A 25,187-nucleotide genomic window follows, 5' to 3' on the forward strand; every position below is an offset into this window, starting at 1 on the left:
CCCACTCATCGCATCACCGTAGTCATCAGCAATTGATCTAACTCGCTGACATCACCTTCAAGGCTATCAGGCAGCGTCGGCGGCGTTTCACCGCGCGCCAGTTCAGCCAGGATAAACGCATGTAGCAGCGGTCGACGCGGACCATACATCGCTTCACCCGCACGCTGTTTACGCTCAAGCAGTTCATCTATCTCCTGGCGCAGCGACGCATCCAGCTCGCTTCCCGCCAGCAAATCTGCAAAACGCATTGGCGGAACCCCCTTCCCCGCTTCAACCCAACGCACGGCCAGCAACGGACGCAGTACGTAGAAGTATTTTTTTAGCCTGACTTCTCCGCCCTGCAGATAGCCACGGAAGTTCTTTCGCGCCATCGAATAGTAGTGCCAACGTGCTCGCAGCGGAGAGAACCATTTTGGTACCAGCGCTTTTAACGCATCAATCGTTGCCTCATCCTGCTGGTAGACGATCGGAGAGTCCAGCCACTCGATCAGCGTTGGGTTAGCCCCTTTGAGTAAGCCCAGCGCTTTACGCCACTCCCAGCCGCAGACATCCAGTTCATCATCGATGGGCAGCTCTATAACATCCCGTGGAGCCTCAACGCGCAGGTACCATTCAGGCGGGTGGACGTACAAAAATCGAACGTCATAATCGCTGTCTGGCGAGGCAAATCCCCACCCGCGGCTCCCGGATTCACACGCGTACAGCACCCTGACATTGTCGCGCTGCTCCACCGCTTTTAGCTGCTGCAACACGCGCTCGCGCATCGTCGCATCAACGCCATTTTCTCGCATCATTGTTATTATCCTTTTATGTTCACAAGGCCATGGAGAACCTGGTCAAGACCACCGAATACCGAGATTTTATCAATGCGCTCCGCCACTCTTTCGAGGGTTTCCAGCTCTTTTAAACGTAGCGCAACCGGGTTGTTTTCCATCACCTTCGCCGTGTTCAGCAACGAGCGTGTGGCGGCCGTCTCTTCGCGTCGACGTATCACGTTGGCCTGCGCCGATTTTTCGGCTTCAACCAACTGCGATAAAATGGTCTTCATATCGCCAGGCAGTACGATATCCTTCACGCCCAGCGACGCCACCTCAATACCAAACGGTGCGACGCGTTTTTTCACCTGCGCACTCACCACATCATCAATAACCTGCTTATCTTCCAGCAGCGCATCCAGCGTTCGGGTACCAACCGCTTCACGCAGCGCAAACTGTAGTTCGCGGTACAAGTGCTCTACCGGTTTAGTCAGTTGCCCAAACGCCTGCAGCACATCGTGATACCGCCAGTTTGCCGCCAGATTAAGGCGCAGGTTGACCTTATCTTTGGTCAGAATCTCCTGCCCACTTACTTCCAGTGCCTGCAAGCGAGTATCGACCGTTTCCGCGTCAATCAGATGGTTCACCTTCCAGTATGCCGTCAGACCCGGCGGCAGCAGCGCCTGCGTCTCGCCGTCAATTTTGAGGACCCCCACATGCCATGCCGGAACCTGAACCGTTAATATCGCTTCGCGCCCTTTTACCGTACCGCTTCGGCGAGGTTGCAATACCGCATTCATAATCTCCGTTGGCACCTGCACCTGATGTGTATCCAGACGAACCAGCGCTAATGCCTCATCGGCACGCCAGTAAAGCCGGCGCGTAGCGGGCGGCAATATCTCGTGCAAGATATCGTTGATATACAACGCACCGGCTTCTGTGTCATTTAAATCTACCGCCAGGCAGTAATGGGCTACCCACTCAGGCTGGAATCGGCGTAAATAGGTCGCCAGTGCCTCCGGTACTTCACTGCCATCGGTGTTCACCACTAGCACATCGGGCGTGTTAAACCAAGGTAAACGGTGCTCACCAGCTTCCAGCACCCGCTGGTAATCGCCGTTATGGGATACCAGGCCGAGCTGTCCTTTACGGATGGTTATTTTCTTCATCATGCTTTTCTTCCTTACTGTGAGTCAGGCGCGGGTGCTGGGGCGAAGCGGCAGGGGAATTCCTTTTTGCCTGTCGCACGGCATCATTACCGGCAGCCTGTTTTGAGGTGGACGAACGACATACCACCTCGATTTATACCTATGATTAACAACCAGTTTTCATTTGGAAGATGAAATTGGGAATCGAACCCACTGTGTGTCTTCGGCTGACGGAACGCGTCGGAAATACAGCCACTGCCGTTTCCGAAGCGCCGGCGAGGTTTAACCCCCTGCGTTTTCAGCGTTGTTGACATATCAGGTATTGCCAGAAGCGTGCCAGAAAGAGACATTAACGAAATTATTTTCTAACCATCTGATTAACAATCATTTTATTTTTATTACCTGTATTGGTGATTGCCAGACTTACGCTGGTTTTTTATCTTTAGATATCGAAGCTTATTCTTTTGGATAAATCATGAAAAAACGGCGGGTAGTCATTGGCGTGCTGGGAACGGTGCTGGATAAGCGCGGTAAACGGGCAAATCGGTTCAAAAAATGGCGCCCCACGGTCGGGATCTGCCAACAGCCGGATTTCCCCATCGACCGGCTGGAGCTACTCTATCAACCGCGCGATGAGAGCATGGCGCAAAGGCTGATGGAAGATGTTGCCTTGCTATCTCCTCATACCCACGTACAGTCTCACGCCGTGACGATTAACGATCCATGGGATTTTGAAGAGGTTTACGCCGCATTCCTCGACTTCGCAACCCGCTATAAGTTTGATACCGAAAACGAAGAGTACCTGGTACATATCACTACCGGTACCCACGTGGCGCAGATTTGCTGGTTCCTGCTCACGGAGGCTCGCTATCTTCCGGCCTGCTTGTTGCAATCCAGCCCGGCACCGAGTGGTTCATCCGATGAGGCCGTCGCCGCAGGCATCTGTTCGGTTATCGATCTGGATTTAAACCGCTATTCCACCCTGACCAGCCGCTTCCAACGTGAACAAGCGCAGTCGATCTCTTTTCTGAAAGACGGGATTGATACCCGCAACGCGACCTTCAATAAACTCATCGACCGCATCGAACGGGTGGCGCTTCGCTCCACCGATCCGATTCTGCTGACCGGCCCCACCGGGGCGGGGAAATCTTTCCTCGCGAAACGGATATTCCAGCTACGTCAATCACGCCATCTCGTCGCGGGAAAACTGGTGGCGGTCAACTGCGCCACCCTTCGTGGAGACAATGCGATGTCGACGTTATTCGGGCACGTCAAAGGGGCGTTTACCGGGGCGCTAACCCCACGCAGCGGGCTATTACGTGAAGCCGATGGCGGCGTGTTATTTCTGGATGAGATCGCCGAATTGGGGCTGGATGAACAGGCAATGCTGCTGAAAGCCATTGAGGAAAAAACCTTTTTCCCCTTTGGCAGCGATAAAGAGGTTCACAGCGATTTCCAGCTGATCGCCGGTACACATCGCGATATGCAGCAATGGGTGGCAGAAGGCCGTTTCCGGGAAGATCTCTACGCACGTATCAATATGTGGCGCTTTACCCTGCCCGGCCTGGCAGAGCGGCGGGAAGATATTGCCCCCAATATTGAGTACGAACTACAGCGCTTCTCCAGCCTCAAACAGACGCAAATTCGCTTTGATAAAGAGGCCCGCGAGCGCTATCTGGCCTTCGCCTGTTCAGCTCAGGCGCAGTGGCGCGGCAACTTCCGTGAGCTCAGCTCCTCCATCGCGCGCATGGCCACACTAGCCGAGCAGGGGCGCATCACGCTAGCGCTGGTTGAAGAAGAGATCTTGCTCTTGCAGGAGAGCTGGCAGATAGCGGTATCGTCCCCAGTGCTGGAAAGAGAAATTGACCTGTTTGACCGACGCCAGTTAGAAACTGTGCTCGACGTATGTCGCCGTAGCGCATCGCTATCCGAAGCGGGTCGCGAGCTGTTTGCCGTCTCCCGGCAGAAAAAAACCAATCCGAATGACGCTGACCGCTTACGCAAATATCTGGCGCGTTTTGGGCTGAGTTGGGAAAGCCTGCATTCTGGAACATGAACATAATTTGTTTGAATAAAATTCGAACACACGATAAATAATAACTATAGCCGGGCTCGAACCCGGCTTTTTTATAACAACACAACAACAATATACACAAAATCATTCGAGTTGGATCAAGGCGGCAAGCGAGCGAATCCCCGGGAGCGTACATAAGTACGTGACTGGGGTGAGAGAGCGCAGCCAACGCAGAGGCAACTTGAAGGATGAAGTGTATAATCGCAAGGAATACAATATGCTCACCGCTATCACCCGGCTGTTCCCGTTATGGGCGCTGCTGCTCTCTGTTATTGCCTACTTCACGCCAACCACCTTTACGCCTATTGGGCCGCTGGTTCCCTCACTGCTGATGCTGATTATGTTCGGCATGGGCGTGCATCTTAAGGTGGACGATTTTAAGCGCGTACTGTCACGTCCTGCGCCGGTTGCGGCAGGGATCTTCCTGCACTATCTGGTGATGCCGCTCGCCGCATGGCTGCTGGCGCTGATTTTTCATATGCCGCCGGAGCTGTCTGCCGGGATGGTGCTGGTCGGCAGCGTCGCCAGCGGAACGGCGTCTAACGTGATGATCTATCTGGCGAAGGGGGACGTGGCGCTGTCCGTCACCATCTCGTCGGTCTCCACGCTGGTTGGCGTGGTCGCCACGCCGCTGCTGACCCGGCTGTATGTGGATGCCCATATTCAGGTCGATGTCATGGGTATGCTGCTGAGCATTCTGCAAATTGTGGTGATTCCAATTGCGCTCGGTCTGGTGATTCATCACCTGTTCCCGCGCGTGGTGAAAGCGGTAGAGCCCTATCTCCCCGCCTTCTCAATGGTCTGTATTCTGGCCATCATCAGCGCGGTCGTTGCCGGTTCCGCCTCGCATATTGCCTCGGTTGGTTTCGTGGTGATTATCGCGGTGATTCTGCACAACACCATTGGCCTGCTCGGCGGCTACTGGGGCGGGAAACTGTTTGGCTTCGATGAGTCCACCTGCCGCACGCTGGCGATTGAAGTCGGGATGCAAAACTCCGGGCTGGCCGCCGCGCTGGGTAAAATTTACTTCGGGCCGCTGGCGGCGCTGCCTGGCGCGTTGTTCTCGGTGTGGCATAACCTGTCGGGTTCGCTGCTGGCGGGATACTGGTCCGGGAAGCCTATCGAGAAGAAAAAACAACAATAACCGCTGTAGGCCCGATAGCGTCGCGCCATCGGGCACACTGCAAGCACATTGCCGGATGGCGGCGTAAACGCCTTATCCGGCCTACACAGCCTCTCACCTTTGCCGTACACTGGTTGCACCATCCGACAGAGGGCACCCCTATGGCACTCCCCCGCATTACGCAAAAAGAGATGACCGAGCGCGAACAGCGCGAGCTGAAAACGCTGCTCGACCGCGCGCGCATTGCGCATGGTCGTCCGCTGACCAACGCAGAGACCAACAGCGTGAAAAAGGAGTACATCGATAAGCTGATGGTGCAGCGTGAAGCAGACGCAAAAAAAGCCCGCCAGTTGAAGAAACAGCAGGCTTATAAACCGGATTCCGAAAGTTCGTTCTCCTGGTCGGCGAATACGCCGACGCGCGGCAGACGTTAACGCCCTTTCTTTTTACGTCCCGGCGCGGTGAAGCGTTTACCATTACCCGCCGGGCGAGCTGGCTTATCGCTGGTTTTTTCCATCTTCACCACCGGGCGCTTAATACCCGCCGTTTTCGGTTTAGCTTTCGCTTTTGGTTTGGCTTCGGAAGAAGAGTTTTCAATCAGTTTAAAGAGATCGATGAGTTCATCGTCCGTCAGGTCACGCCACTCGCCCAGCGGAATCCCCGTCAGGCTAACGTTCATAATGCGCGTACGCTCAAGCTTAGTGACTTCATAACCAAAGTGTTCGCACATGCGGCGAATCTGCCGGTTCAGCCCCTGCACCAGGGTGATGCGGAAGACAAACGGCGCCTCTTTCTTCACCTTACATTTCTTCGTCACGGTGCCGAGAATCGGTACGCCCGCACCCATACCGCGAATAAAATCATCGGTGACGGGCTTATCGACCGTGACCAGATACTCTTTTTCGTGGTCGTTGCCCGCGCGCAGGATCTTATTGACCAGGTCGCCATGGTTGGTGAGGAAAATCAGCCCCTGGGAGTCTTTATCCAGACGGCCAATCGGGAAGATTCGTTTACTATGGTTAACGAAGTCGACGATGTTGTCACGCTCGCCGTCTTCGGTGGTGCTGACGATACCGACAGGCTTATTCAGCGCAATCAGCACTAAATCATCCGCTTCACGCGGCTCAATCAACCGACCGTTGACTTTCACAACGTCGCCCGGCTTCACCTGATCGCCTATCGTGGCGCGCTTACCGTTGATAAAAACGTTGCCTTGTTCAATAAAGCGATCCGCCTCGCGGCGCGAGCAGATACCGCTTTCGCTGATATATTTATTTAATCGGGTTGATGAGTCTGTCAGCATAAGTTCTCCTTTGGCAGCGAAATATACCTCACCTTGCGGGTGAGAAAAAATAGCCCACTGCAAATCGTTGCGATATCGCGCCACAGTGGACCAGCGGCGTTTGCCAGAGCAGATGCCAGGGGCTTAGCTAAAGCTGACTTTCAGCGATCCATGCTCAACGCTGTTTTTCCCCACCACGATCTCGACATCACGTCCGAGTTTTACCAGGCATTCGAGCATTTTTGCTTCGCTGATCCCACGAAATTGACCACGCAGCAGATTAGAAAGCTTAGGCTGCGTCATACCGAGTATTTTCGCCGCCTGCTGCTGGGTCAGTTTTTTACTTTGTAGGATCTCGCTGATAGCTAACGCAAGCTGTGCCTTCAGCAACATCTCATCGGCATCATCTGCGCCGAGATCGGCATAGATATTGCCGCGACTCATTTTGACTTCATGTGCCATTTAAACTCTCCTGCGCGTGTCGCTGAGCGGCCTTTAGCCGTTGGTAAATAAGATCGATGTCAGGCTTGGGCGTTGCTTTACCCGACGAAGACTTTTTCTGGAAAGCGTGCAGTACGTATACCGCCCCTCTGATTTTATGGTGTAAACCGCGCGCCAGGTATTACCGTGAAAATCCTCGACAACCTCGATCACGCCTGCGCTACCAAACCCTTTCAGAGGTTTACTTTGGGGATGTTGTTTCCCCTGCTGAGCAAGCCATAACGCAAAACCAAACGTATCCTGTACATGTTCGGGCATCATTCGCAGATCCTTTCTGGACTGCCCAACCCAATAAAGCGGTTTTGCCATCCCGCCTCCTGATTATATCCATATAGGTATAAATAGCCATTGTTTAGCAGGAGAATAAATCAACGATCCAGGTACGGCATGGGTCACAATGACAATCTGCGAGGCGTCTTCCAGACTATCTACTGCAACATCGTGAACTGCATCAGTAAGCGATCGGGCTCAGGATGGTAACATCCTGCGTCGATTGATAATTTTCTAATGAATGGGAGAAATGATGGAACTGCTTCTGCTGAGTAACTCAACGCTGCCGGGCAAAGCCTGGCTGGAACACGCGCTGCCGCTGATTGAGGCGCGGCTCAATGGCCGCCGTCGCGCGGTGTTTATTCCGTTTGCTGGCGTGACGCAGACCTGGGATGAATACACCACGAAAACCGCGGCCGTGATGGCGCCGTTGGGCGTATCGGTCACCGGCATTCATACCGTGGCCGATCCGGTTTCAGCGATTGAAAACGCCGAGCTGGTCATTGTCGGCGGCGGCAACACCTTCCAGTTGCTCAAAGAGAGCCGTCAGCGCGGGCTACTGGCTCCGATTGTCGACGTGGTCAAACGCGGGGCGCTGTATATCGGCTGGAGCGCGGGCGCTAACCTCGCCTGTCCGACCATTCGCACCACCAACGATATGCCCATTGTCGACCCGCAGGGCTTTGACGCGCTCGGTCTGTTCCCGCTACAGATTAACCCGCACTTTACCAATGCGTTGCCCGAAGGGCATAAAGGCGAAACCCGCGAACAGCGCATTCGCGAGCTGTTGGTTGTCGCGCCGGAGTTAACGGTGATTGGTCTGCCGGAAGGCAACTGGATTGAGGTGGCTAACGGCGAGGCGACGCTTGGCGGGCCGCGCACGACCTACGTATTTAAAGCGGGTGAGGAAGCCGTAGCGCTGGAGGAAGGGCACCGCTTCTGAGCCATAAACCCGGGGTCGGCGTGAACGCCTCGCCCGGGCTACAAACCGTAGGCCTGATAAGCGCAGCGCCATCAGGCTATTCGGCGCACATTGCCGGATGGCGGCGTGAACGCCTTATCCGGCCTACAAGGTCGCCCAGCCGAGGCCGGGTTTAGGCTAGTAATCGTCGCGCTCATCGTCTTCATCCGGCTGCTCCAGCACGCTGTAAGCCACCGAACAGAACAACGAGTTCAAACGCTGCATATCCCCCAGCAGCGCCAGATGCAGGGTGCTGGTTTCAATACTTTGTACGTTCTGCTGATGCAGACGATCAACGTGCGCGTGGGCGTAGCGGCGGTTCAGAATACGGAAACGATGTTTACTACGACGCAAACGGCGGGCGCTGGTGACATCGCCGGAGAAGAACACCGACATCGCCAACTGAAGGTTGCTCAGCAGCAGTTCATAGAGCGCTTCCAGCTCTTTCAGCCCCTCAACCGAGAAGGCGCGGCGCGCGGCCAACGATTTGTCGGCAATCTCGCTGCCCATACGCTCGATAATATCCGAAGCCTGTTCAAGGTTAAGCGACATTTCGATAATCTCCGCCCAGCGGCGGGACTCCTCTTCCGCCAGCTCGTCTTTCGGCATTCGCGCCAGGTAGAGCTTGATGGCGGTGTAGAGCACGTTGATATCATCCGCCTGTTTGCGCAGGTTTTTCTCTTCACGCGGCTCGCCGTGCATCACTTTCTTTAGCCCGTCCAGCATCTGCTCGGTGGCATCACCAATGCGCAGCGTCTCACGTGCGGCGTTGGCAAGCGCCAGCGTGGGGGTATCGAGCGCGGTCACATCCAGATGTTTGGGCTTCAGGTGCGCTTCCAGCTCTGGCTCATCGCGGATCAGGCGTTTACAGAAGCGCGCCATTGGCTCGGCAAACGGCACCATCGCCACACAGCGGATCAGGTTGTAGAAAACGTGGAAGTAGATAACCAGTTCGGATTCCGCCAGCGGCAGCTTCTGCATGTTGGTCGCCAGCACGTGGACAAACGGCAGAATAATCAGGCTACCCACCAGCTTAAACAGCAGGCTACCCAGCGCCACACGGCGGGCGGCGGCGTTAGCGGCGCTGTTGTTGAGCATGGCCAACAGGCCCGAACCCAGGTTGGCGCCAATCACCAGACACAGCGCCACCGGGAAGGAGATGACCCCGGCGGTGGTCAGCGTGGCGGTCAGCAGCACGGCGGCCAGGCTCGAGTAGCTGATGATGGCGAACACGGCGCCAATCAGCGCATCCAGCAGAATATCACCGGTCAGCGAAGCAAAAATGACCTGCACGCCGTTGGCCTGAGTGATTGGCGTGACCGCCTGCACAATCAGCTCCAGCGCCAGCAGAATCAGCCCCAGGCCGATACCCACGCGGCCCAACTGCCCTTCGCGGGTTTGCTTGCGGCCCAGGAAGAAGGTGACGCCGATAAAAATCAGCAGCGGCGACAGCCACGAAAGATCGAAAGTCAGGATACGCGCCATTAGCGCGGTCCCCACGTCGGCGCCAAGCACGATCACCAGCGCGGGCGTCAGGGCCACAAGATCCTGGGCAACAAAGGATGTCACCAGCATAGTGGTGGCATTGCTGCTTTGTACCAGCGCGGTAACGCCGATACCCGCACAGAAGGCGAGCGGCTTTTTCTCCACGCTGCGGCTGAGCACGGTACGCAGACGCGCGCCAAATACACGCATCACGCCGGTGCGCACAATATGGGTACCCCACACCAACAGCGCGACGGCGGAAAGCAGGTGTAGCAGAGTTAACACGGAATCAGCTTCTCCTTATCGTTATAGGTTCCTGAGGTTCGTTAGACTGACATCATGCCAGATGGCGCTGCGCTTAACAGGCAAACCGCGCTCGCGAACCTTCTTCCAGTATAAGGGTTTACGCGCAATAAAGAGACAGGGCGCTCATAGAGCGCCCTGTTAGTTGTAAGGAAAGATGACGATTCTGTGAATCAGTCGGCATCGTAACCCAGGTTTGGTGCCAGCCAGCGCTCCACTTCCGCTACGCTCATCCCTTTACGCTGCGCGTAGTCCTCAACCTGATCGCGTTGAATCTGCGCGACCGCATAGTACTTGCTATCCGGGTGGCTGAAATACCAGCCGGAAACCGATGCACCGGGCCACATGGCGAAGGATTCCGTCAGCTTCATGCCGGTGTGGGCTTCCACGTCCAGCAGTTCCCAGATGGTGCCTTTTTCGGTGTGCTCCGGACAGGCCGGGTAGCCCGGCGCCGGGCGAATGCCCTGGTAGTTTTCGCGAATCAGCTCTTCGTTGCTCAGGTTTTCGTTCGGCGCATAGCCCCAGTAAACCTTACGCACGCGCTCGTGCAGGTACTCGGCAAAGGCTTCCGCCAGGCGGTCGGCAATCGCCTTCACCATGATCTTGTTGTAATCATCGTGCTGCGCTTCAAACGCCTCGGCCAGCGCATCTTCTTCCAGCCCGCCGGTAACGGCGAAGGCACCGATATAGTCCGCTTTGCCGGAGGTTTTCGGCGCCACGAAGTCCGACAGACAGTAGTTGGCAAAACCCACTTTCTCGGTCTGCTGGCGTAGATGACGGCTCACGGTCAGCACCTGCGAACGCGTTTCATCGCGATAGATTTCCACGTCATCGCCCACGCGGTTAGCCGGGAACAGGCCAACGACGCCGCGCGGGTTGAGGGATTTCTCGGCGCTCAACTGGTCCAGCATCTCATTGGCGTCTTTGAACAGGCGCTTCGCCTCTTCCCCCACCACTTCATCTTCAAGAATGCGCGGATACTTCCCAGCCAGCGACCAGGTCATAAAGAACGGCGTCCAGTCGATATAGTTGCGCAGCGTTTCGATGCTGGCCTCGACTTCCTGCACGCCTAAACGATGTGCGACCGGCGGGGTGTAACTTTCCCAGTCAAACGCGAGATCGTTTTCCCGCGCCGCGGCTAACGTGACCGGCGGGGTACGCGGTTTCTTACGCCCGTGCTGGATACGTACGGTTTCGTACTCTTTGCGCGTACGGGCAACAAAATCGTCGCGCTGAGTGTCGGAGAGCAGCGCCGCTACCACGCCGACGGTACGCGAAGCGTTCTGCACGTAAACCGTCGGGCCGCTGTAGTTCTGCTCAATTTTCACCGCCGTGTGTGCTTTCGACGTTGTCGCGCCGCCAATGAGCAGTGGGATGGTGAAGCCCTGACGCTCCATCTCTTTTGCCACGTTGACCATTTCATCCAGCGACGGCGTAATCAGGCCAGAGAGACCGATCAGATCCGCGTTCACCTCTTTCGCCGTTTTGAGGATTTTATCCGCTGGCACCATCACGCCGAGATCGATGATTTCGTAGTTATTACACTGCAGCACCACGCCGACGATATTTTTACCGATATCGTGCACGTCACCCTTCACCGTGGCGATAACCATCTTGCCGTTGCTGGAACCTTTCTCTTTGCTGGCTTCAATGTACGGTTCGAGGTAGGCCACCGCCTGCTTCATTACGCGGGCCGATTTCACCACCTGCGGCAGGAACATTTTGCCCTCGCCAAACAGGTCGCCGACCACGTTCATGCCGTCCATCAGCGGCCCTTCGATCACTTCAATCGGGCGTTCAGCCTGCTGGCGCGCCTCTTCGGTGTCGAGTTCGATAAATTCGGTAATGCCTTTTACCAGCGAGTATTCGAGACGCTTTTTCACGTCCCAGCTACGCCATTCCGCCTGCTGGGCGTTGGCAGCTTCGTCGGTTTTGCTGCCGCGGTATTTCTCGGCCAGCTCCAGCAGACGTTCGGTGCCGTCTTCACGGCGGTTGAGGATCACGTCTTCAACCGCATCGCGCAGTTCGGCGGGAAGGTCGTCGTAGATAGCCAACTGTCCGGCGTTGACGATGCCCATGTCCATGCCGTTGCGGATGGCGTAGTAGAGGAATACCGCGTGAATAGCTTCACGTACCGGGTCGTTGCCGCGGAACGAGAAGGAAACGTTAGACACGCCGCCGGAAATCAGCGCGTGCGGCAGCTCGCGTTTGATGTCCTCACAGGCGCCGATAAAGTCCTGCGCGTAGTTGTTGTGCTCTTCAATACCGGTGGCGACGGCAAAGATATTCGGGTCGAAGATGATGTCTTCCGGCGGGAAGCCCACCTCTTCAGTCAAAATCTTGTAGGCGCGACGGCAAATCTCAATTTTGCGTTCGCGGGTGTCGGCCTGGCCCACTTCGTCAAAAGCCATCACCACCACGGCTGCGCCGTAGCGGCGGACTTTTTTCGCATGCTCAATAAACGGCTCTACGCCCTCTTTCATTGAGATGGAGTTCACGATGCCTTTACCCTGAATGCACTTCAGCCCTTTTTCGATAACTTCCCATTTCGAGGAGTCGATCATAATCGGCACGCGGGCGATATCCGGCTCGCCGGCAATCAGGTTGAGGAAGCGCACCATCGCCGCTTCAGCGTCGAGCATCCCCTCATCCATGTTGATATCGATAATCTGCGCGCCGCTTTCCACCTGCTGACGGGCGACATCCAGCGCTTCGCTGTATTTCTCTTCTTTGATCAGGCGCTTAAACTTCGCCGAACCGGTGACGTTGGTACGTTCGCCGACGTTAACAAACAGGCTGTCGTCGCCAATATTCAGCGGCTCCAGGCCGGACAGACGGCAGGAGACCGCAATCTCTGGCAGCTTACGCGGTGGCAAGCCATCAACCGCCCGGCTCATCGCCGCAATATGTTCCGGCGTAGTGCCACAGCAACCGCCAACCACGTTGAGGAAGCCCGCTTCGGCCCATTCGCGGATTTGCATTGCCATGGTGTCGGCATCGAGATCGTATTCACCAAAGGCATTCGGCAGGCCGGCGTTCGGGTGCGCGGTGACGTAGCATTCGGCAATGCGCGACAGCTCCTGCACGTACTGGCGCAGCTCGTCCGGGCCCAGGGCGCAGTTGAGGCCAAAAGTCAGGGCATCGGCGTGACGCAGGGAGTTGTAGAACGCTTCCGTGGTTTGGCCGGAGAGCGTACGGCCAGAAGCGTCGGTAATGGTGCCGGAAATCATGATCGGCAGATCAACGCCCAGCGCTTCAAACTCTTCTTTCACCGCAAACACCGCCGCTTTGGCGTTGAGGGTGTCGAAGACGGTTTCAATCAGGATCAGGTCGCTGCCACCTTCCACCAGCGCTTTGGTGGATTCGCGATAGGCGGCCACCAGCTGATCAAAAGTAATGTTGCGATACGCCGGGTCATTGACGTCGGGCGAGATAGACGCCGTACGGTTGGTTGGGCCGAGCACGCCCGCGACGTAGCGCGGTTTGTTCGGCGTACGCGCCGTCCATTCATCGGCCGCCGCGCGCGCCAGCTTCGCCGCCGCAAAGTTGATTTCCGCCGACAGCGATTCCATCTGGTAATCGGCCATGGCGATAGTGGTGGAGTTGAAGGTGTTGGTTTCGATGATATCCGCCCCCGCCTCGAAGTAGGCGTGATGGATAGCCGCGATCACCTCCGGCTTGCTGAGCACCAGCAGGTCGTTGTTTCCCTTCAGGTCGCAAGGCCAGTCGGCGAAGCGTTCGCCGCGGAAGTCCTGCTCGCTCAGACGATAGCCCTGGATCATGGTGCCCATGCCCCCATCCAGAACCAGAATACGTTCATTTAACTGCGCACGCAGTTGCTCCACTTTGCTGCTCACAGGCACTCCCGACACCGCTCTACGAAATCCAGACCCAAATAGGCAATAGACCATACTGGCATAAAGCGGGGTGGCGGAAAAGAGAACAACGGTCTACATGAGACATGTTCAGCATGACTCATCGGAGCAGTAAGACGAACGGTTGTATTATAATCAATAAAAACGAAAATAATTTCCACGATACAGAAAGGAGTCGCGATGGTCGCCAACGTTCCTGCAAAACGCGGTAGAAAACCCGCCCCGGCAACTGCCGCCGCCGCAACGGGCCAGGTGCAGTCGCTCACCCGCGGCCTCAAACTGTTAGAGTGGATCGCCGAATCACACAGCAGCGTGGCGCTCACCGAGCTGGCGCAACAAGCTGGCCTTCCTAACTCCACCACGCACCGTTTACTCACCACCATGCAGCAGCTGGGCTTCGTGCGTCAGGTTGGCGAACTCGGCCATTGGGCGGTGGGCGCGCATGCGTTTATCGTCGGCAGTAGCTTCCTGCAAAGTCGTAATCTGCTGGCGATTGTGCACCCGATTCTGCGCCAGCTGATGGAAGACTCCGGCGAGACGGTCAATCTGGCGGTGCTCGATAAGAGCGATCATCAGGCGATTATTATCGACCAGGTGCAGTGTACGCAGCTGATGCGCATGTCCGCGCCGATCGGCGGCAAACTGCCAATGCACGCCTCCGGCGCCGGCAAAGCGTTTTTATCCCAGCTGAGTGAAGAAGAAGTCACCAGTCTACTGCACCGCAAAGGGCTGCACGCTTATACGCATGCGACGCTGGTATCGCCGCTGCATCTGAAAGACGATTTGGCCCAGACGCGCAAGCGCGGCTATTCGTTTGACGATGAAGAGCATGCGCTGGGCCTGCGCTGCGTGGCGTCATGCATTTATGATGAGCACCGCGAGCCGTTTGCCGCTATCTCGATTTCCGGGCCGATTTCCCGCATTACCGATGACCGCGTGACCGAGTTTGGCGCGATGGTGATTAAAGCGGCGAAAGAGGTGACGCTGGCCTACGGCGGGATTCGATAAACAAAATGCCCCGTTGGGGCATCCTCGGTAGGCCTGATAAGCGTTGCGCCATCAGGCAGATCGGCGCACCTCACCGGATGGCGGCGAAAGCGCCTTATCCGGCCTACGGTCGGTTTCATAGCGCACGCTGAACCGCTGGCGACGTCGGTAGGCATAAACATCCTCCACGTGCCCATTTTTAATGCGCGTCTGTAGGCCACGCCAGTAGTCGGCGCTAAACAGGTCGGCGTGCATCTCTTCAAACAGCGGCCCGATGCGCGGGTCGGCGCACAGCCAGTGGCGAAACTCTTCCGGGAACACATCGCCCGGCGACACGCTGTACCAGGGCTCGCTCGCCAGCTCGTCCTCCGGATAGCGCGGCGGCGGTATATCGCGGAAGTTTACCTCCGTCATATAACAAATCTCGTCATAATCGTAGAACACCACGCGTCCGTGCCGGGTGACGCCGAAATTCTTAAACAGCATGTCGCCTGGGAAGATATTGGCGGCAGCAAGCTGGCGGATAGCGTTGCCGTATTCTTCAATCGCGTCGCGTAGCGGTTGCCCTTCTACCTGTTCCAGCCAGAGATTGAGCGGCACCATCCGCCGTTCAATATACAGATGGCTAATGGCGATTTTATCGCCCATGTCGACGATCTTTTCCGGCGCTTCCTGCAACAAAAGCGCCATCAGCGCCGGATCTATCTGCCGTTTTTCCAGCACGAAATTTTCAAACTCCTGAGTATCAGCCATCCGCCCGACACGGTCATGTTCCTTCACCAACTGGTAGCAGGCGCGGACGTGCGCGGCGGACATCTCTTTCTGCGGGGCAAACTTGTCTTTTATGACTTTAAACACCCGGTCGAAGCCCGGCAGCGTAAACACCAGCATCACCATGCCGCGAATACCCGGCGCTTCAATAAATTGTTCATTGGCGTTGGCGATGTAGTTCAGGTATTCACGATAGCTTTCGGTTTTGGCGTGCTTCTGACAGCCAATCGCCATATAGAGCTCGGCGGTGGTTTTGCCCGGCAAAATTTCGCGCAGCCATTCCACCAGAGCCGCAGGCAGCGGCGCGTACACCATAAAGTAGGAGCGGGCAAAACCGAAGACGATGCTGGCCTCAACCGTGGTGGTCAGGCAGGTATCGACGAACAACTCGCCTTCATCGGTGCGGTGAATGGGTATGAGAAACGGCAGCGTGCCGGTCGGCGTGATGAGCTTGCCGATTAGCCATGCGGCTTTGTTGCGATAAAACAGCTCATTAGCGATTTGCAGGTGCGACTGACGTAGCGTCTCGACGTCAAACGTTTCGCTCAGATGCGCCATGATATAGCCCACGTCGCGAAACTTATTCTGCCAGGGCAGACGCAGGGGTAAATCGCTGAGCATTTTGAAAATCACCGCTTCCCAGCCAGCGTCCGGGAAGAAATCCTTCGCGAGCGGTCGGGGAATCGCGCGAAAGCGACGCTCGGGCTGCGAGCTGAAAATAAATAACCGCTCGGGACTCAGCGAGCGGTGGTCAAATAACCGGCAATAGACGGAATTAAAAAAGCTCTCCGCAATCTCGAAGCGAGGGTAATCCGGCAACAAACGGGTGTACTGCGCCTTTACGCGCAGCAAAAAATCGGCGTCAGTACTTTTGCCATCGGTAATGCAGCGCAGCTGTTCGACCACCAACCCCACGTGATGGTCGTACAGATGGATACGGCTTTTCATCGCCTGCTGCACGGCATGCCAGTCGGCCTGTTCAAACCGTTGCTGTGCGCCGGAAGTCACTTCCAGAAAACGCCCGTACTGGGCGTCAAATCCCTGCAAAATGGTCTGCGCAATCAGTAATTCCAGGCCTCGCGTCATCATGTTTCCCCATCCGGCACCGAGTCATGCCGGATGGCGCATTCGCTTATCCGGCCTACATTGCGTTGTAGGCCCGGTTAGCACAGCGCCACCGGGCATAAATCAAAACTGCGATTCTTCGGTCGAACCGGTCAGCGCGGTCACCGAGGAGGTTCCGCCCTGGATAATGGTGGTGACATTATCGAAGTAGCCGGTGCCCACCTCTTGCTGGTGAGAAACGAAGGTGTAGCCATCTTTCGCCGCCGCGAACTCGGCCTGCTGAACCTTCTCAACGTAGTGCTTCATCCCCTCGCCCTGCGCGTAAGAGTGCGCCAGGTCGAACATGTTGAACCACATGCTGTGGATACCGGCCAGTGTGATGAACTGGTATTTGTAGCCCATGTCAGACAGCTGCTGCTGGAAGCTGGCGATGGTTTTGTCGTCCAACTTTTTCTGCCAGTTGAACGACGGCGAGCAGTTGTAGGCCAGCAGTTTGCCAGGGTATTTCGCGTGGATAGCATCGGCAAAGCGCTTCGCCAGTTCCAGGTCCGGCGTAGAGGTTTCACACCACACCAGGTCGGCGTACGGTGCGTACGCCAGGCCACGGCTAATCGCCTGCTCAATGCCTGCGCGAGTACGGTAGAAGCCTTCGCTGGTGCGTTCGCCGGTGATGAAGTCGCTATCGTACGGGTCGCAATCGGAGGTGATGAGATCCGCCGCATCGGCATCGGTACGCGCAATCAGCAGGGTCGGTACGCCCATCACGTCGGCCGCCAGACGTGCGGCGACCAGTTTCTGAACCGCTTCCTGCGTGGGCACCAGCACTTTGCCGCCCATATGACCGCATTTCTTCACCGACGCCAGCTGATCTTCAAAGTGTACCGCCGCTGCACCGGCCGCAATCATCGATTTCATCAGTTCAAAGGCGTTCAGCACCCCGCCGAAACCCGCTTCCGCATCGGCAACGATCGGCAGGAAATAATCAACGTAGCGCGGATCGTTTGGCTCGATACCGTTCGCCCACTGGATCTGATCCGCACGGCGGAAAGTGTTGTTGATCCGATCGACCACCGCAGGCACTGAGTTCGCAGGATAGAGCGATTGATCCGGGTACATACTGGACGCCAGGTTCGCGTCCGCCGCGACCTGCCAGCCAGAGAGGTAAATCGCCTCAATGCCCGCCTTCGCCTGCTGTAACGCCTGGCCGCCGGTCAGCGCGCCAAGGCTGTTAACGTAGCCCTTTTTCGCTTCACCGTGCAGCAGGCGCCACATTCTGGCCGCGCCCAACTGCGCCAGCGTACACTCCGGGTTGACCGAACCGCGCAGTTTCACCACTTCCTCCGCGCTGTACGGGCGCTTGATGCCTTCCCAACGTGGCTGCGTCCATTCTTGTTGTAATGCTTCGATTTGTTGAGTACGAGTTTTCATGTGCAGATGCTCCATATTGTTATGTGGTGAATTACGCCAGCAGGCGGTAGCCCGGCAGGGTCAGGAAGTCGATCAGTTCGTCGGAAGTGGTGATTTGCTCCATCAGACGCGCGGCATCGTCAAAACGGCCGCCGTTGAAGCGGGCTTCGCCCAGCTCGCCTTTAATCACCTGCAGTTCTTCCGCCAGCATCTGGCGGAACAGCGGCTTGGTTACCGGTTTGCCGTTGCTGAGGGTTTTCTGGTGATGGATCCACTGCCAGATAGAGGTACGGGAGATTTCGGCGGTGGCCGCATCTTCCATCAGGCCATAAATCGGTACGCAGCCGTTGCCGGAGATCCACGCCTCGATGTACTGGACCGCCACGCGAATATTGGCGCGCATCCCCTCTTCAGTGCGTTCACCGTCGCACGGTGCCAGCAGCTGTTCGGCGGTAATCGGCGCGTCGGTGGCGCGGGAAACAGAGAGCTGGTTCGGGCGATCGCCCAGCACCTCGTTAAACACCGCCATGGCAGTATCAGCAAGACCGGGATGGGCAACCCAGGTGCCGTCATGGCCGTTATTGGCTTCCAGTGATTTATCCTCCTTCACCTTATTCAGCACCTGCGCGTTGCGCTCGGCATCTTTGTGAGGAATAAACGCTGCCATGCCGCCCATCGCGAACGCGCCGCGCTTGTGACAGGTTTTAATCAACAGCCGTGAATAGGCGCTGAGGAACGGTTTATCCATGGTGACGACCTGACGATCCGGCAAAACGCGGTCCGGGTGGTTCTTCAACGTTTTGATATAGCTGAAGATGTAATCCCAACGGCCACAGTTCAGGCCAACAATATGGTCGCGCAGGGCGTGGAGAATTTCGTCCATCTGGAACACGGCTGGCAGGGTTTCAATCAGCAGCGTGGCTTTGATAGTCCCGCGCGGCAGGTTGAAGCGATCTTCGGCATAGCAGAACACTTCGTTCCACCAGGCCGCTTCCTGCCACGCCTGGGTTTTCGGCAGGTAGAAATAGGGGCCGCTGCCTTTGGCTAACAGCGCTTTGTGGTTGTGGAAAAAGTACAGCGCAAAGTCAAACAGGCTGCCCGGAATGGCTTCACCGCGCCAGGTGACGTGTTTTTCCGGCAGGTGCAGGCCGCGTACGCGACAGACCAGCACAGCGGGGTTCGGCTTGAGCTGATAGATTTTTCCCGCTTCGTTGGTGTAGCTGATGGTGCCATTGACCGCGTCACGCAGGTTGATCTGCCCTTCGATCACTTTGTTCCAGTCCGGCGCTAATGAGTCTTCAAAATCGGCCATGAACACTTTGACGTTAGCGTTCAGGGCGTTAATCACCATTTTGCGCTCAACGGGGCCGGTAATTTCAACGCGGCGGTCCTGCAGATCGGCTGGAATGCCGCGTACCTGCCAATTTCCATTACGAATGGAATCGGTTTCCGAAATGAAATCTGGCAGCTTGCCGTCGTCAATATCCTGTTGCTGCTGAATGCGCGCTGCCAGCAGCTTATTGCGTTTTGGCGTAAATCGGGTCACGAGTTCGGTCAGAAATTCCACCGCTTCCGCAGTTAAAACCTGCTGTTCCTGCTCGCCATAAGGCTTCAGAAAAGCCAGTTCATCGGTTGTTGTGGCTTGTTGTGTCATGGTGCACCTCCTCGTGAGTGATCCGAATAGTTTCCCCGTCAGGTGAGCGGACGATCGTTGTGTAGTTTTCGCTCAACGTTTTTAAGCCTAATCAATAAAATTAAAAAAACAAAAACAATTTCCATTTTTAAATTAAAATAATTACAAGACATTGATTAGATTAGAATTAAAAATTTATGGTTGTATGGGGTGTATTTCGGAAACAAAAAAGGCACCCGAAGGTGCCTGATTGAGCATGCTGAAACGCTTTAGGATCGTGAAGAGTAGCGGATCAATCCAACGTTGGATTCATATTCCGCAGATCGTATGGCGTGATCTGGTAGACGTAGTAGTTGAGCCAGTTCGCAAACAGAAGGTTACCGTGGCTACGCCAGGTGGCACGCGGTTTGTTTTGCGGGTCATCTTTGGGGAAGTAGTTATAGGGCACTTCCGGGCTCAGGCCGGCATCCACATCGCGGAAATATTCACTCGCCAGAGTATGAGCATCGTATTCCGGATGGCCCGTGACGAAGGCAATACGTTTATCTTTGCTGGCAAACAGATAGGCGTCGCCGTCAGCGGTTTCCGCGAGGATTTCCAGGTCGGTAAAATCACGAATCAGCTTTGCAGGAAAGTCGGCGTAGCGCGAATGGGGCGCCAGGAAAGAATCATCAAAACCGCGGGTTAGCAGGGCATGAGGATGCAGAATATGATGCTCATAGACACCGGAAAGCTTGTCGTCGCGGGTTTGCTTAGGAATCCCGTACAGAATATTCAGCGCGGCTTGTACCGCCCAACAGACAAACAGCGTCGATGTGACGTGATCTTTAGCCCACTCCAGCACCTGCTGAATCTGCGGCCAGTAGGCAACATCATTAAATTCGACCAGGCCCAGCGGTGCGCCGGTGACGATCAGACCATCGAAGTTCTGGTCGCGAATGTCGTCGAAATTGCAGTAAAAGTTGTTCAAATGCTCAGTTGGCGTATTACGCGATTCACGCGCATCAATACGCAGTAGCTGAATATCCAGCTGTAGCGGAGAGTTTGACAGCAGACGTAAGAACTGGTTTTCTGTCTCTATCTTCTTTGGCATCAGGTTCAGGATCAGCACCTTCAGAGGACGAATTTCCTGACCTGTAGCACGCGACGTGGTCATCACAAAGACGTTCTCATCACGCAAGAACTTGACGGCTGGTAGCTCGTCCTGCACCCGAATCGGCATAACCTTATTACCTCACAGCATACGTATAAACGTTTAGACATCCAGACACCTAACGATACCCAGAATTCAGTGAAATGTCGAGTCTGCATGTTAAAGGTGAGAAAGTTTCAATTACGATTGCGGTAGAATGCGGAAACGATTCGAAAGGGAGTAAATGAAGTGATTATTCGACGTTCTCAGCGCCATGAAGGCGAACGATTAGTGGAAATATGGTGTCGTTCGGTGGATGCGACGCATGATTTCTTGTCCGCGCAGGATAGAGCGGAGATTGAGATACAGGTACGGACATTTTTACCTGAAGCGCCGCTTTGGGTGGCGGCAGATGCCAATAATGTGCCTTTAGCATTCATGCTGCTGTCAGAGCACCATCTGGAGGCACTGTTTGTCGATCCGGATGCTCGAGGTAGCGGGGTGGGACGAAGGCTGGTTGAACATGCGTTATCGCTGATCCCCGACCTGACCACCGACGTGAACGAGCAGAATGATCAGGCGGTAGGGTTTTACCAGAAGATGGGGTTTGTTGTGACCGGGCGGTCGGAGACGGACGATCATGGGAGACCTTATCCACTGCTGCATTTACGTTATTGTGGTGCATCAGCGGAGTCGGCGTAACACGCCTCATCCGGGCGACCAGAGCAGCTGTAGCCCGGGATTTCACTGCATTTTCATTTCGTACAGACGCAAAAAAGCCCATCCGTCAGGATGGGCTTCTTCACTAATTGATGCCTGGCAGTTTATGGCGGGCGTCCTGCCCGCCACCCTACGGGCCGTTGCTGCGCAACGTTCAAATCCGCTCCCGGCGGATTTGTCCTACTCCGGAGAGCGCTCACCGACAAACAACAGATAAAACAAAAGGCCCAGTCTTTCGACTGAGCCTTTCGTTTTATTTGATGCCTGGCAGTTCCCTACTCTCGCATGGGGAGACCCCACACTACCATCGGCGCTACGGCGTTTCACTTCTGAGTTCGGCATGGGGTCAGGTGGGACCACCGCGCTACAGCCGCCAGGCAAATTCTGTTTTCAGACCGCTTTGTGCGTTCTGATGTTATCTGTATCAGGCTGAAAATCTGTCTCTTCGCCAAAACATCTTCGGCGTTGTAAGGTTAAGCCTCACGGTTCATTAGTACTGGTTAGCTCAACGTATCGCTACGCTTACACACCCAGCCTATCAACGTCGTCGTCTTCAACGTTCCTTCAGGACTCTCAAGGAGTCAGGGAGAACTCATCTCGGGGCAAGTTTCGTGCTTAGATGCTTTCAGCACTTATCTTTTCCGCATTTAGCTACCGGGCAATGCCATTGGCATGACAACCCGAACACCAGTGATGCGTCCACTCCGGTCCTCTCGTACTAGGAGCAGCCCCCCTCAATTCTCCAGCGCCCACGGCAGATAGGGACCGAACTGTCTCACGACGTTCTAAACCCAGCTCGCGTACCACTTTAAATGGCGAACAGCCATACCCTTGGGACCTACTTCAGCCCCAGGATGTGATGAGCCGACATCGAGGTGCCAAACACCGCCGTCGATATGAACTCTTGGGCGGTATCAGCCTGTTATCCCCGGAGTACCTTTTATCCGTTGAGCGATGGCCCTTCCATTCAGAACCACCGGATCACTAAGACCTGCTTTCGCACCTGCTCGAGCCGTCACTCTCGCAGTCAAGCTAGCTTATGCCTTTGCACTAACCTCCTGATGTCCGACCAGGATTAGCTAACCTTCGTGCTCCTCCGTTACTCTTTAGGAGGAGACCGCCCCAGTCAAACTACCCACCAGACACTGTCCGCAACCCGGATCACGGGTCTACGTTAGAACACCAGCCATTAAAGGGTGGTATTTCAAGGATGGCTCCACACGAACTGGCGTCCGCGCTTCAAAGCCTCCCACCTATCCTACACATCAAGGACCAGTGTTCAGTGTCAAGCTATAGTAAAGGTTCACGGGGTCTTTCCGTCTTGCCGCGGGTACACTGCATCTTCACAGCGAGTTCAATTTCACTGAGTCTCGGGTGGAGACAGCCTGGCCATCATTACGCCATTCGTGCAGGTCGGAACTTACCCGACAAGGAATTTCGCTACCTTAGGACCGTTATAGTTACGGCCGCCGTTTACCGGGGCTTCGATCAAGAGCTTCGCGTTGCCGCTAACCCCATCAATTAACCTTCCGGCACCGGGCAGGCGTCACACCGTATACGTCCACTTTCGTGTTTGCACAGTGCTGTGTTTTTAATAAACAGTTGCAGCCAGCTGGTATCTTCGACTGATTTCAGCTCCATGGGTAAACCACTTCACCTACATATCAGCGTGCCTTCTCCCGAAGTTACGGCACCATTTTGCCTAGTTCCTTCACCCGAGTTCTCTCAAGCGCCTTGGTATTCTCTACCTGACCACCTGTGTCGGTTTGGGGTACGATTTGATGTTACCTGATGCTTAGAGGCTTTTCCTGGAAGCAGGGCATTTGTTACTTCAGCACCGTAGTGCCTCGTCATCACACCTCAGCGTTAGTAAGCGTCCGGATTTACCTAAACGCTCCGCCTACATGCTTAAACCGGGACAACCGTCGCCCGGCTAACATAGCCTTCTCCGTCCCCCCTTCGCAGTAACACCAAGTACAGGAATATTAACCTGTTTCCCATCGACTACGCCTTTCGGCCTCGCCTTAGGGGTCGACTCACCCTGCCCCGATTAACGTTGGACAGGAACCCTTGGTCTTCCGGCGTGCGGGTTTTTCACCCGCATTATCGTTACTTATGTCAGCATTCGCACTTCTGATACCTCCAGCATCCCTCACGAGACACCTTCGCAGGCTTACAGAACGCTCCCCTACCCAACAACACATAGTGTCGCTGCCGCAGCTTCGGTGCACAGTTTAGCCCCGTTACATCTTCCGCGCAGGCCGACTCGACCAGTGAGCTATTACGCTTTCTTTAAATGATGGCTGCTTCTAAGCCAACATCCTGGCTGTCTGAGCCTTCCCACATCGTTTCCCACTTAACTGTGACTTTGGGACCTTAGCTGGCGGTCTGGGTTGTTTCCCTCTTCACGACGGACGTTAGCACCCGCCGTGTGTCTCCCGTGATAACATTCTTCGGTATTCGCAGTTTGCATCGGGTTGGTAAGTCGGGATGACCCCCTAGCCGAAACAGTGCTCTACCCCCGAAGATGAGTTCACGAGGCGCTACCTAAATAGCTTTCGGGGAGAACCAGCTATCTCCCGGTTTGATTGGCCTTTCACCCCCAGCCACAAGTCATCCGCTAATTTTTCAACATTAGTCGGTTCGGTCCTCCAGTTAGTGTTACCCAACCTTCAACCTGCCCATGGCTAGATCACCGGGTTTCGGGTCTATACCCTGCAACTTAACGCCCAGTTAAGACTCGGTTTCCCTTCGGCTCCCCTATACGGTTAACCTTGCTACAGAATATAAGTCGCTGACCCATTATACAAAAGGTACGCAGTCACACCCCAAAGGGTGCTCCCACTGCTTGTACGTACACGGTTTCAGGTTCTTTTTCACTCCCCTCGCCGGGGTTCTTTTCGCCTTTCCCTCACGGTACTGGTTCACTATCGGTCAGTCAGGAGTATTTAGCCTTGGAGGATGGTCCCCCCATATTCAGACAGGATACCACGTGTCCCGCCCTACTCTTCGAGTTCACAACCTGTGCATTTTGGTGTACGGGACTATCACCCTGTACCGTCGGACTTTCCAGACCGTTCCACTAACACACAAGCTGATTCAGACTCTGGGCTGCTCCCCGTTCGCTCGCCGCTACTGGGGGAATCTCGGTTGATTTCTTTTCCTCGGGGTACTTAGATGTTTCAGTTCCCCCGGTTCGCTTCGTTAACCTATGTATTCAGTTAACGATAGTGTGACGAATCACACTGGGTTTCCCCATTCGGAAATCGCCGGTTATAACGGTTCATATCACCTTACCGACGCTTATCGCAGATTAGCACGTCCTTCATCGCCTCTGACTGCCAGGGCATCCACCGTGTACGCTTAGTCGCTTAACCTCACAACCCGAAGATGTTTCACTTCTGATTGCGAAAATTTGAGAGACTCGAACACACCATTTATCTGTTCTTATTACGGAGAACAGACACAGTGTGTCGTTTCAATTTTCAGCTTGATCCAGATTTTTAAAGAGCAAATATCTCAAACGTCACCCGAAGATGAGTTTTGAGATATTGAGGTCGGCGACTTTCACTCACACAAACCAGCAAGTGGCGTCCCCTAGGGGATTCGAACCCCTGTTACCGCCGTGAAAGGGCGGTGTCCTGGGCCTCTAGACGAAGGGGACACTGAAGTCTCAATCGCAAGACGCCTTGCTA

At 55.4% G+C, this 25,187-nt stretch carries 16 protein-coding genes, 1 tRNA gene, 2 rRNA genes and 1 pseudogene; 6 read left to right on the forward strand and 14 right to left on the reverse strand.

From position 1 onward, the window contains the following. Nucleotides 1-5: 5 nt before the first annotated feature. Both K7B04_RS03470 and K7B04_RS03475 read right to left on the reverse strand, forming a co-directional pair. A complete protein-coding gene (locus tag K7B04_RS03470; RefSeq protein ID WP_223804115.1) occupies nt 6-791 on the reverse strand; it encodes a nucleotidyltransferase domain-containing protein in 786 nt (261 codons plus the stop codon). An 8-nt stretch (nt 792-799) separates the two neighbouring features. Beyond that, the gene (locus K7B04_RS03475) at nt 800-1,927 is read right to left on the reverse strand and encodes a slipin family protein (protein ID WP_223803494.1); all 1,128 of its coding nucleotides are present in this window, start codon (nt 1,925-1,927) and stop codon (nt 800-802) included. Nucleotides 1,928-2,378: 451 nt separating this feature from the next. On the opposite strand from K7B04_RS03475, the gene rtcR reads away from it, so the two are divergent. From rtcR to K7B04_RS03490, 3 genes are all read left to right on the forward strand, one after another. Beyond that, nucleotides 2,379-3,959, forward strand: coding sequence for an RNA repair transcriptional activator RtcR (rtcR, locus tag K7B04_RS03480; protein ID WP_223803495.1), 1,581 nt, complete (start codon nt 2,379-2,381; stop codon nt 3,957-3,959). Between the two features lie 235 nt (nt 3,960-4,194). Beyond that, on the forward strand, nt 4,195-5,121 hold the full coding sequence (gene panS / locus K7B04_RS03485) for a ketopantoate/pantoate/pantothenate transporter PanS (protein WP_163447559.1): 927 nt from the start codon (nt 4,195-4,197) through the stop codon (nt 5,119-5,121). Nucleotides 5,122-5,261: 140 nt separating this feature from the next. Next, nucleotides 5,262-5,534, forward strand: a complete 273-nt coding sequence (locus K7B04_RS03490; RefSeq protein ID WP_064546605.1) for a DUF3811 domain-containing protein — start codon at nt 5,262-5,264, stop codon at nt 5,532-5,534. Here the strand turns inward: K7B04_RS03490 and rluF are convergent. From rluF to K7B04_RS03505, 3 genes and pseudogenes are all read right to left on the reverse strand, one after another. After that, complete coding sequence (gene rluF / locus K7B04_RS03495) at nt 5,531-6,403, reverse strand: 23S rRNA pseudouridine(2604) synthase RluF (RefSeq protein ID WP_163447560.1); 873 nt, start codon at nt 6,401-6,403, stop codon at nt 5,531-5,533. The genes K7B04_RS03490 and rluF overlap by 4 nt on opposite strands. A 123-nt stretch (nt 6,404-6,526) precedes the next feature. Beyond that, nucleotides 6,527-6,844: a helix-turn-helix transcriptional regulator gene (locus K7B04_RS03500; RefSeq protein ID WP_163447561.1), complete on the reverse strand. Its 318-nt coding sequence runs from the start codon at nt 6,842-6,844 to the stop codon at nt 6,527-6,529. Beyond that, nucleotides 6,834-7,192 (reverse strand): annotated as a pseudogene (locus K7B04_RS03505) (type II toxin-antitoxin system RelE/ParE family toxin). Before K7B04_RS03505 ends, K7B04_RS03500 begins: the two are co-directional and overlap by 11 nt. 214 nt (nt 7,193-7,406) lie before the next feature. Between K7B04_RS03505 and pepE the strand changes: the two are divergent. After that, complete coding sequence (gene pepE, locus K7B04_RS03510; protein ID WP_163447574.1) at nt 7,407-8,096, forward strand: dipeptidase PepE; 690 nt, start codon at nt 7,407-7,409, stop codon at nt 8,094-8,096. Between the two features lie 156 nt (nt 8,097-8,252). Here pepE and K7B04_RS03515 read toward each other — a convergent pair whose 3' ends face one another. Then, the gene (locus K7B04_RS03515; RefSeq protein WP_163447563.1) at nt 8,253-9,884 is read right to left on the reverse strand and encodes a Na/Pi cotransporter family protein; all 1,632 of its coding nucleotides are present in this window, start codon (nt 9,882-9,884) and stop codon (nt 8,253-8,255) included. Nucleotides 9,885-10,075: 191 nt separating this feature from the next. Next, nucleotides 10,076-13,759 (reverse strand): methionine synthase, encoded by a 3,684-nt coding sequence (gene metH, locus K7B04_RS03520; RefSeq protein WP_223803496.1) that lies wholly within the window; start codon nt 13,757-13,759, stop codon nt 10,076-10,078. 198 nt (nt 13,760-13,957) lie between these two features. Between metH and iclR the strand changes: the two genes are divergently transcribed. Further along, entirely contained in the window at nt 13,958-14,785 is an 828-nt protein-coding gene (gene iclR, locus K7B04_RS03525; protein ID WP_223803497.1) for a glyoxylate bypass operon transcriptional repressor IclR, read from the forward strand. 51 nt (nt 14,786-14,836) lie between these two features. Here iclR and aceK read toward each other — a convergent pair whose 3' ends face one another. The 4 genes from aceK to metA form a co-directional block, all read right to left on the reverse strand. Then, nucleotides 14,837-16,621, reverse strand: a complete 1,785-nt coding sequence (gene aceK / locus K7B04_RS03530) for a bifunctional isocitrate dehydrogenase kinase/phosphatase (RefSeq protein WP_223804116.1) — start codon at nt 16,619-16,621, stop codon at nt 14,837-14,839. Nucleotides 16,622-16,723: 102 nt separating this feature from the next. Next, entirely contained in the window at nt 16,724-18,028 is a 1,305-nt protein-coding gene (gene aceA / locus K7B04_RS03535) for an isocitrate lyase (RefSeq protein WP_163447566.1), read from the reverse strand. 31 nt (nt 18,029-18,059) lie between these two features. Further along, complete coding sequence (gene aceB, locus K7B04_RS03540; protein ID WP_223803498.1) at nt 18,060-19,661, reverse strand: malate synthase A; 1,602 nt, start codon at nt 19,659-19,661, stop codon at nt 18,060-18,062. Nucleotides 19,662-19,932: 271 nt separating this feature from the next. Next, the gene (gene metA / locus K7B04_RS03545) at nt 19,933-20,862 is read right to left on the reverse strand and encodes a homoserine O-succinyltransferase (RefSeq protein WP_163447568.1); all 930 of its coding nucleotides are present in this window, start codon (nt 20,860-20,862) and stop codon (nt 19,933-19,935) included. Between the two features lie 159 nt (nt 20,863-21,021). Between metA and K7B04_RS03550 the strand changes: the two genes are divergently transcribed. Beyond that, entirely contained in the window at nt 21,022-21,474 is a 453-nt protein-coding gene (locus K7B04_RS03550; RefSeq protein ID WP_223803499.1) for an acetyltransferase, read from the forward strand. A gap of 280 nt (nt 21,475-21,754) precedes the next feature. Here the strand turns inward: K7B04_RS03550 and rrf are convergent. The 3 genes from rrf to K7B04_RS03565 form a co-directional block, all read right to left on the reverse strand. After that, nucleotides 21,755-21,870: ribosomal RNA gene (rrf, locus tag K7B04_RS03555) — 5S ribosomal RNA — on the reverse strand. 91 nt (nt 21,871-21,961) lie between these two features. Then, nucleotides 21,962-24,869, reverse strand: a 23S ribosomal RNA gene (locus K7B04_RS03560). Nucleotides 24,870-25,080: 211 nt separating this feature from the next. Continuing rightward, nucleotides 25,081-25,156, reverse strand: a tRNA-Glu gene (locus K7B04_RS03565). Nucleotides 25,157-25,187 lie beyond the last annotated feature (31 nt).

Origin of the sequence: Kluyvera sp. CRP (assembly GCF_019930565.1) — a bacterium.
GTDB lineage: Bacteria > Pseudomonadota > Gammaproteobacteria > Enterobacterales > Enterobacteriaceae > Kluyvera > Kluyvera georgiana_A.

What these genes read in the sequence shown, in the direction of transcription:
- panS (WP_163447559.1), top strand. Translation starts at nt 4,195, where the DNA reads ATGCTCACCGCTATCACCCGGCTGTTCCCGTTATGGGCGCTGCTGCTC.
- aceK (WP_223804116.1), bottom strand. Translation starts at nt 16,621, where the DNA reads ATGACGCGAGGCCTGGAATTACTGATTGCGCAGACCATTTTGCAGGGA.
- K7B04_RS03500 (WP_163447561.1), bottom strand. Translation starts at nt 6,844, where the DNA reads ATGGCACATGAAGTCAAAATGAGTCGCGGCAATATCTATGCCGATCTC.
- aceA (WP_163447566.1), bottom strand. Translation starts at nt 18,028, where the DNA reads ATGAAAACTCGTACTCAACAAATCGAAGCATTACAACAAGAATGGACG.
- pepE (WP_163447574.1), top strand. Translation starts at nt 7,407, where the DNA reads ATGGAACTGCTTCTGCTGAGTAACTCAACGCTGCCGGGCAAAGCCTGG.
- K7B04_RS03490 (WP_064546605.1), top strand. Translation starts at nt 5,262, where the DNA reads ATGGCACTCCCCCGCATTACGCAAAAAGAGATGACCGAGCGCGAACAG.
- metA (WP_163447568.1), bottom strand. Translation starts at nt 20,862, where the DNA reads ATGCCGATTCGGGTGCAGGACGAGCTACCAGCCGTCAAGTTCTTGCGT.
- K7B04_RS03475 (WP_223803494.1), bottom strand. Translation starts at nt 1,927, where the DNA reads ATGATGAAGAAAATAACCATCCGTAAAGGACAGCTCGGCCTGGTATCC.
- aceB (WP_223803498.1), bottom strand. Translation starts at nt 19,661, where the DNA reads ATGACACAACAAGCCACAACAACCGATGAACTGGCTTTTCTGAAGCCT.
- rtcR (WP_223803495.1), top strand. Translation starts at nt 2,379, where the DNA reads ATGAAAAAACGGCGGGTAGTCATTGGCGTGCTGGGAACGGTGCTGGAT.
- rluF (WP_163447560.1), bottom strand. Translation starts at nt 6,403, where the DNA reads ATGCTGACAGACTCATCAACCCGATTAAATAAATATATCAGCGAAAGC.
- iclR (WP_223803497.1), top strand. Translation starts at nt 13,958, where the DNA reads ATGGTCGCCAACGTTCCTGCAAAACGCGGTAGAAAACCCGCCCCGGCA.
- K7B04_RS03470 (WP_223804115.1), bottom strand. Translation starts at nt 791, where the DNA reads ATGCGAGAAAATGGCGTTGATGCGACGATGCGCGAGCGCGTGTTGCAG.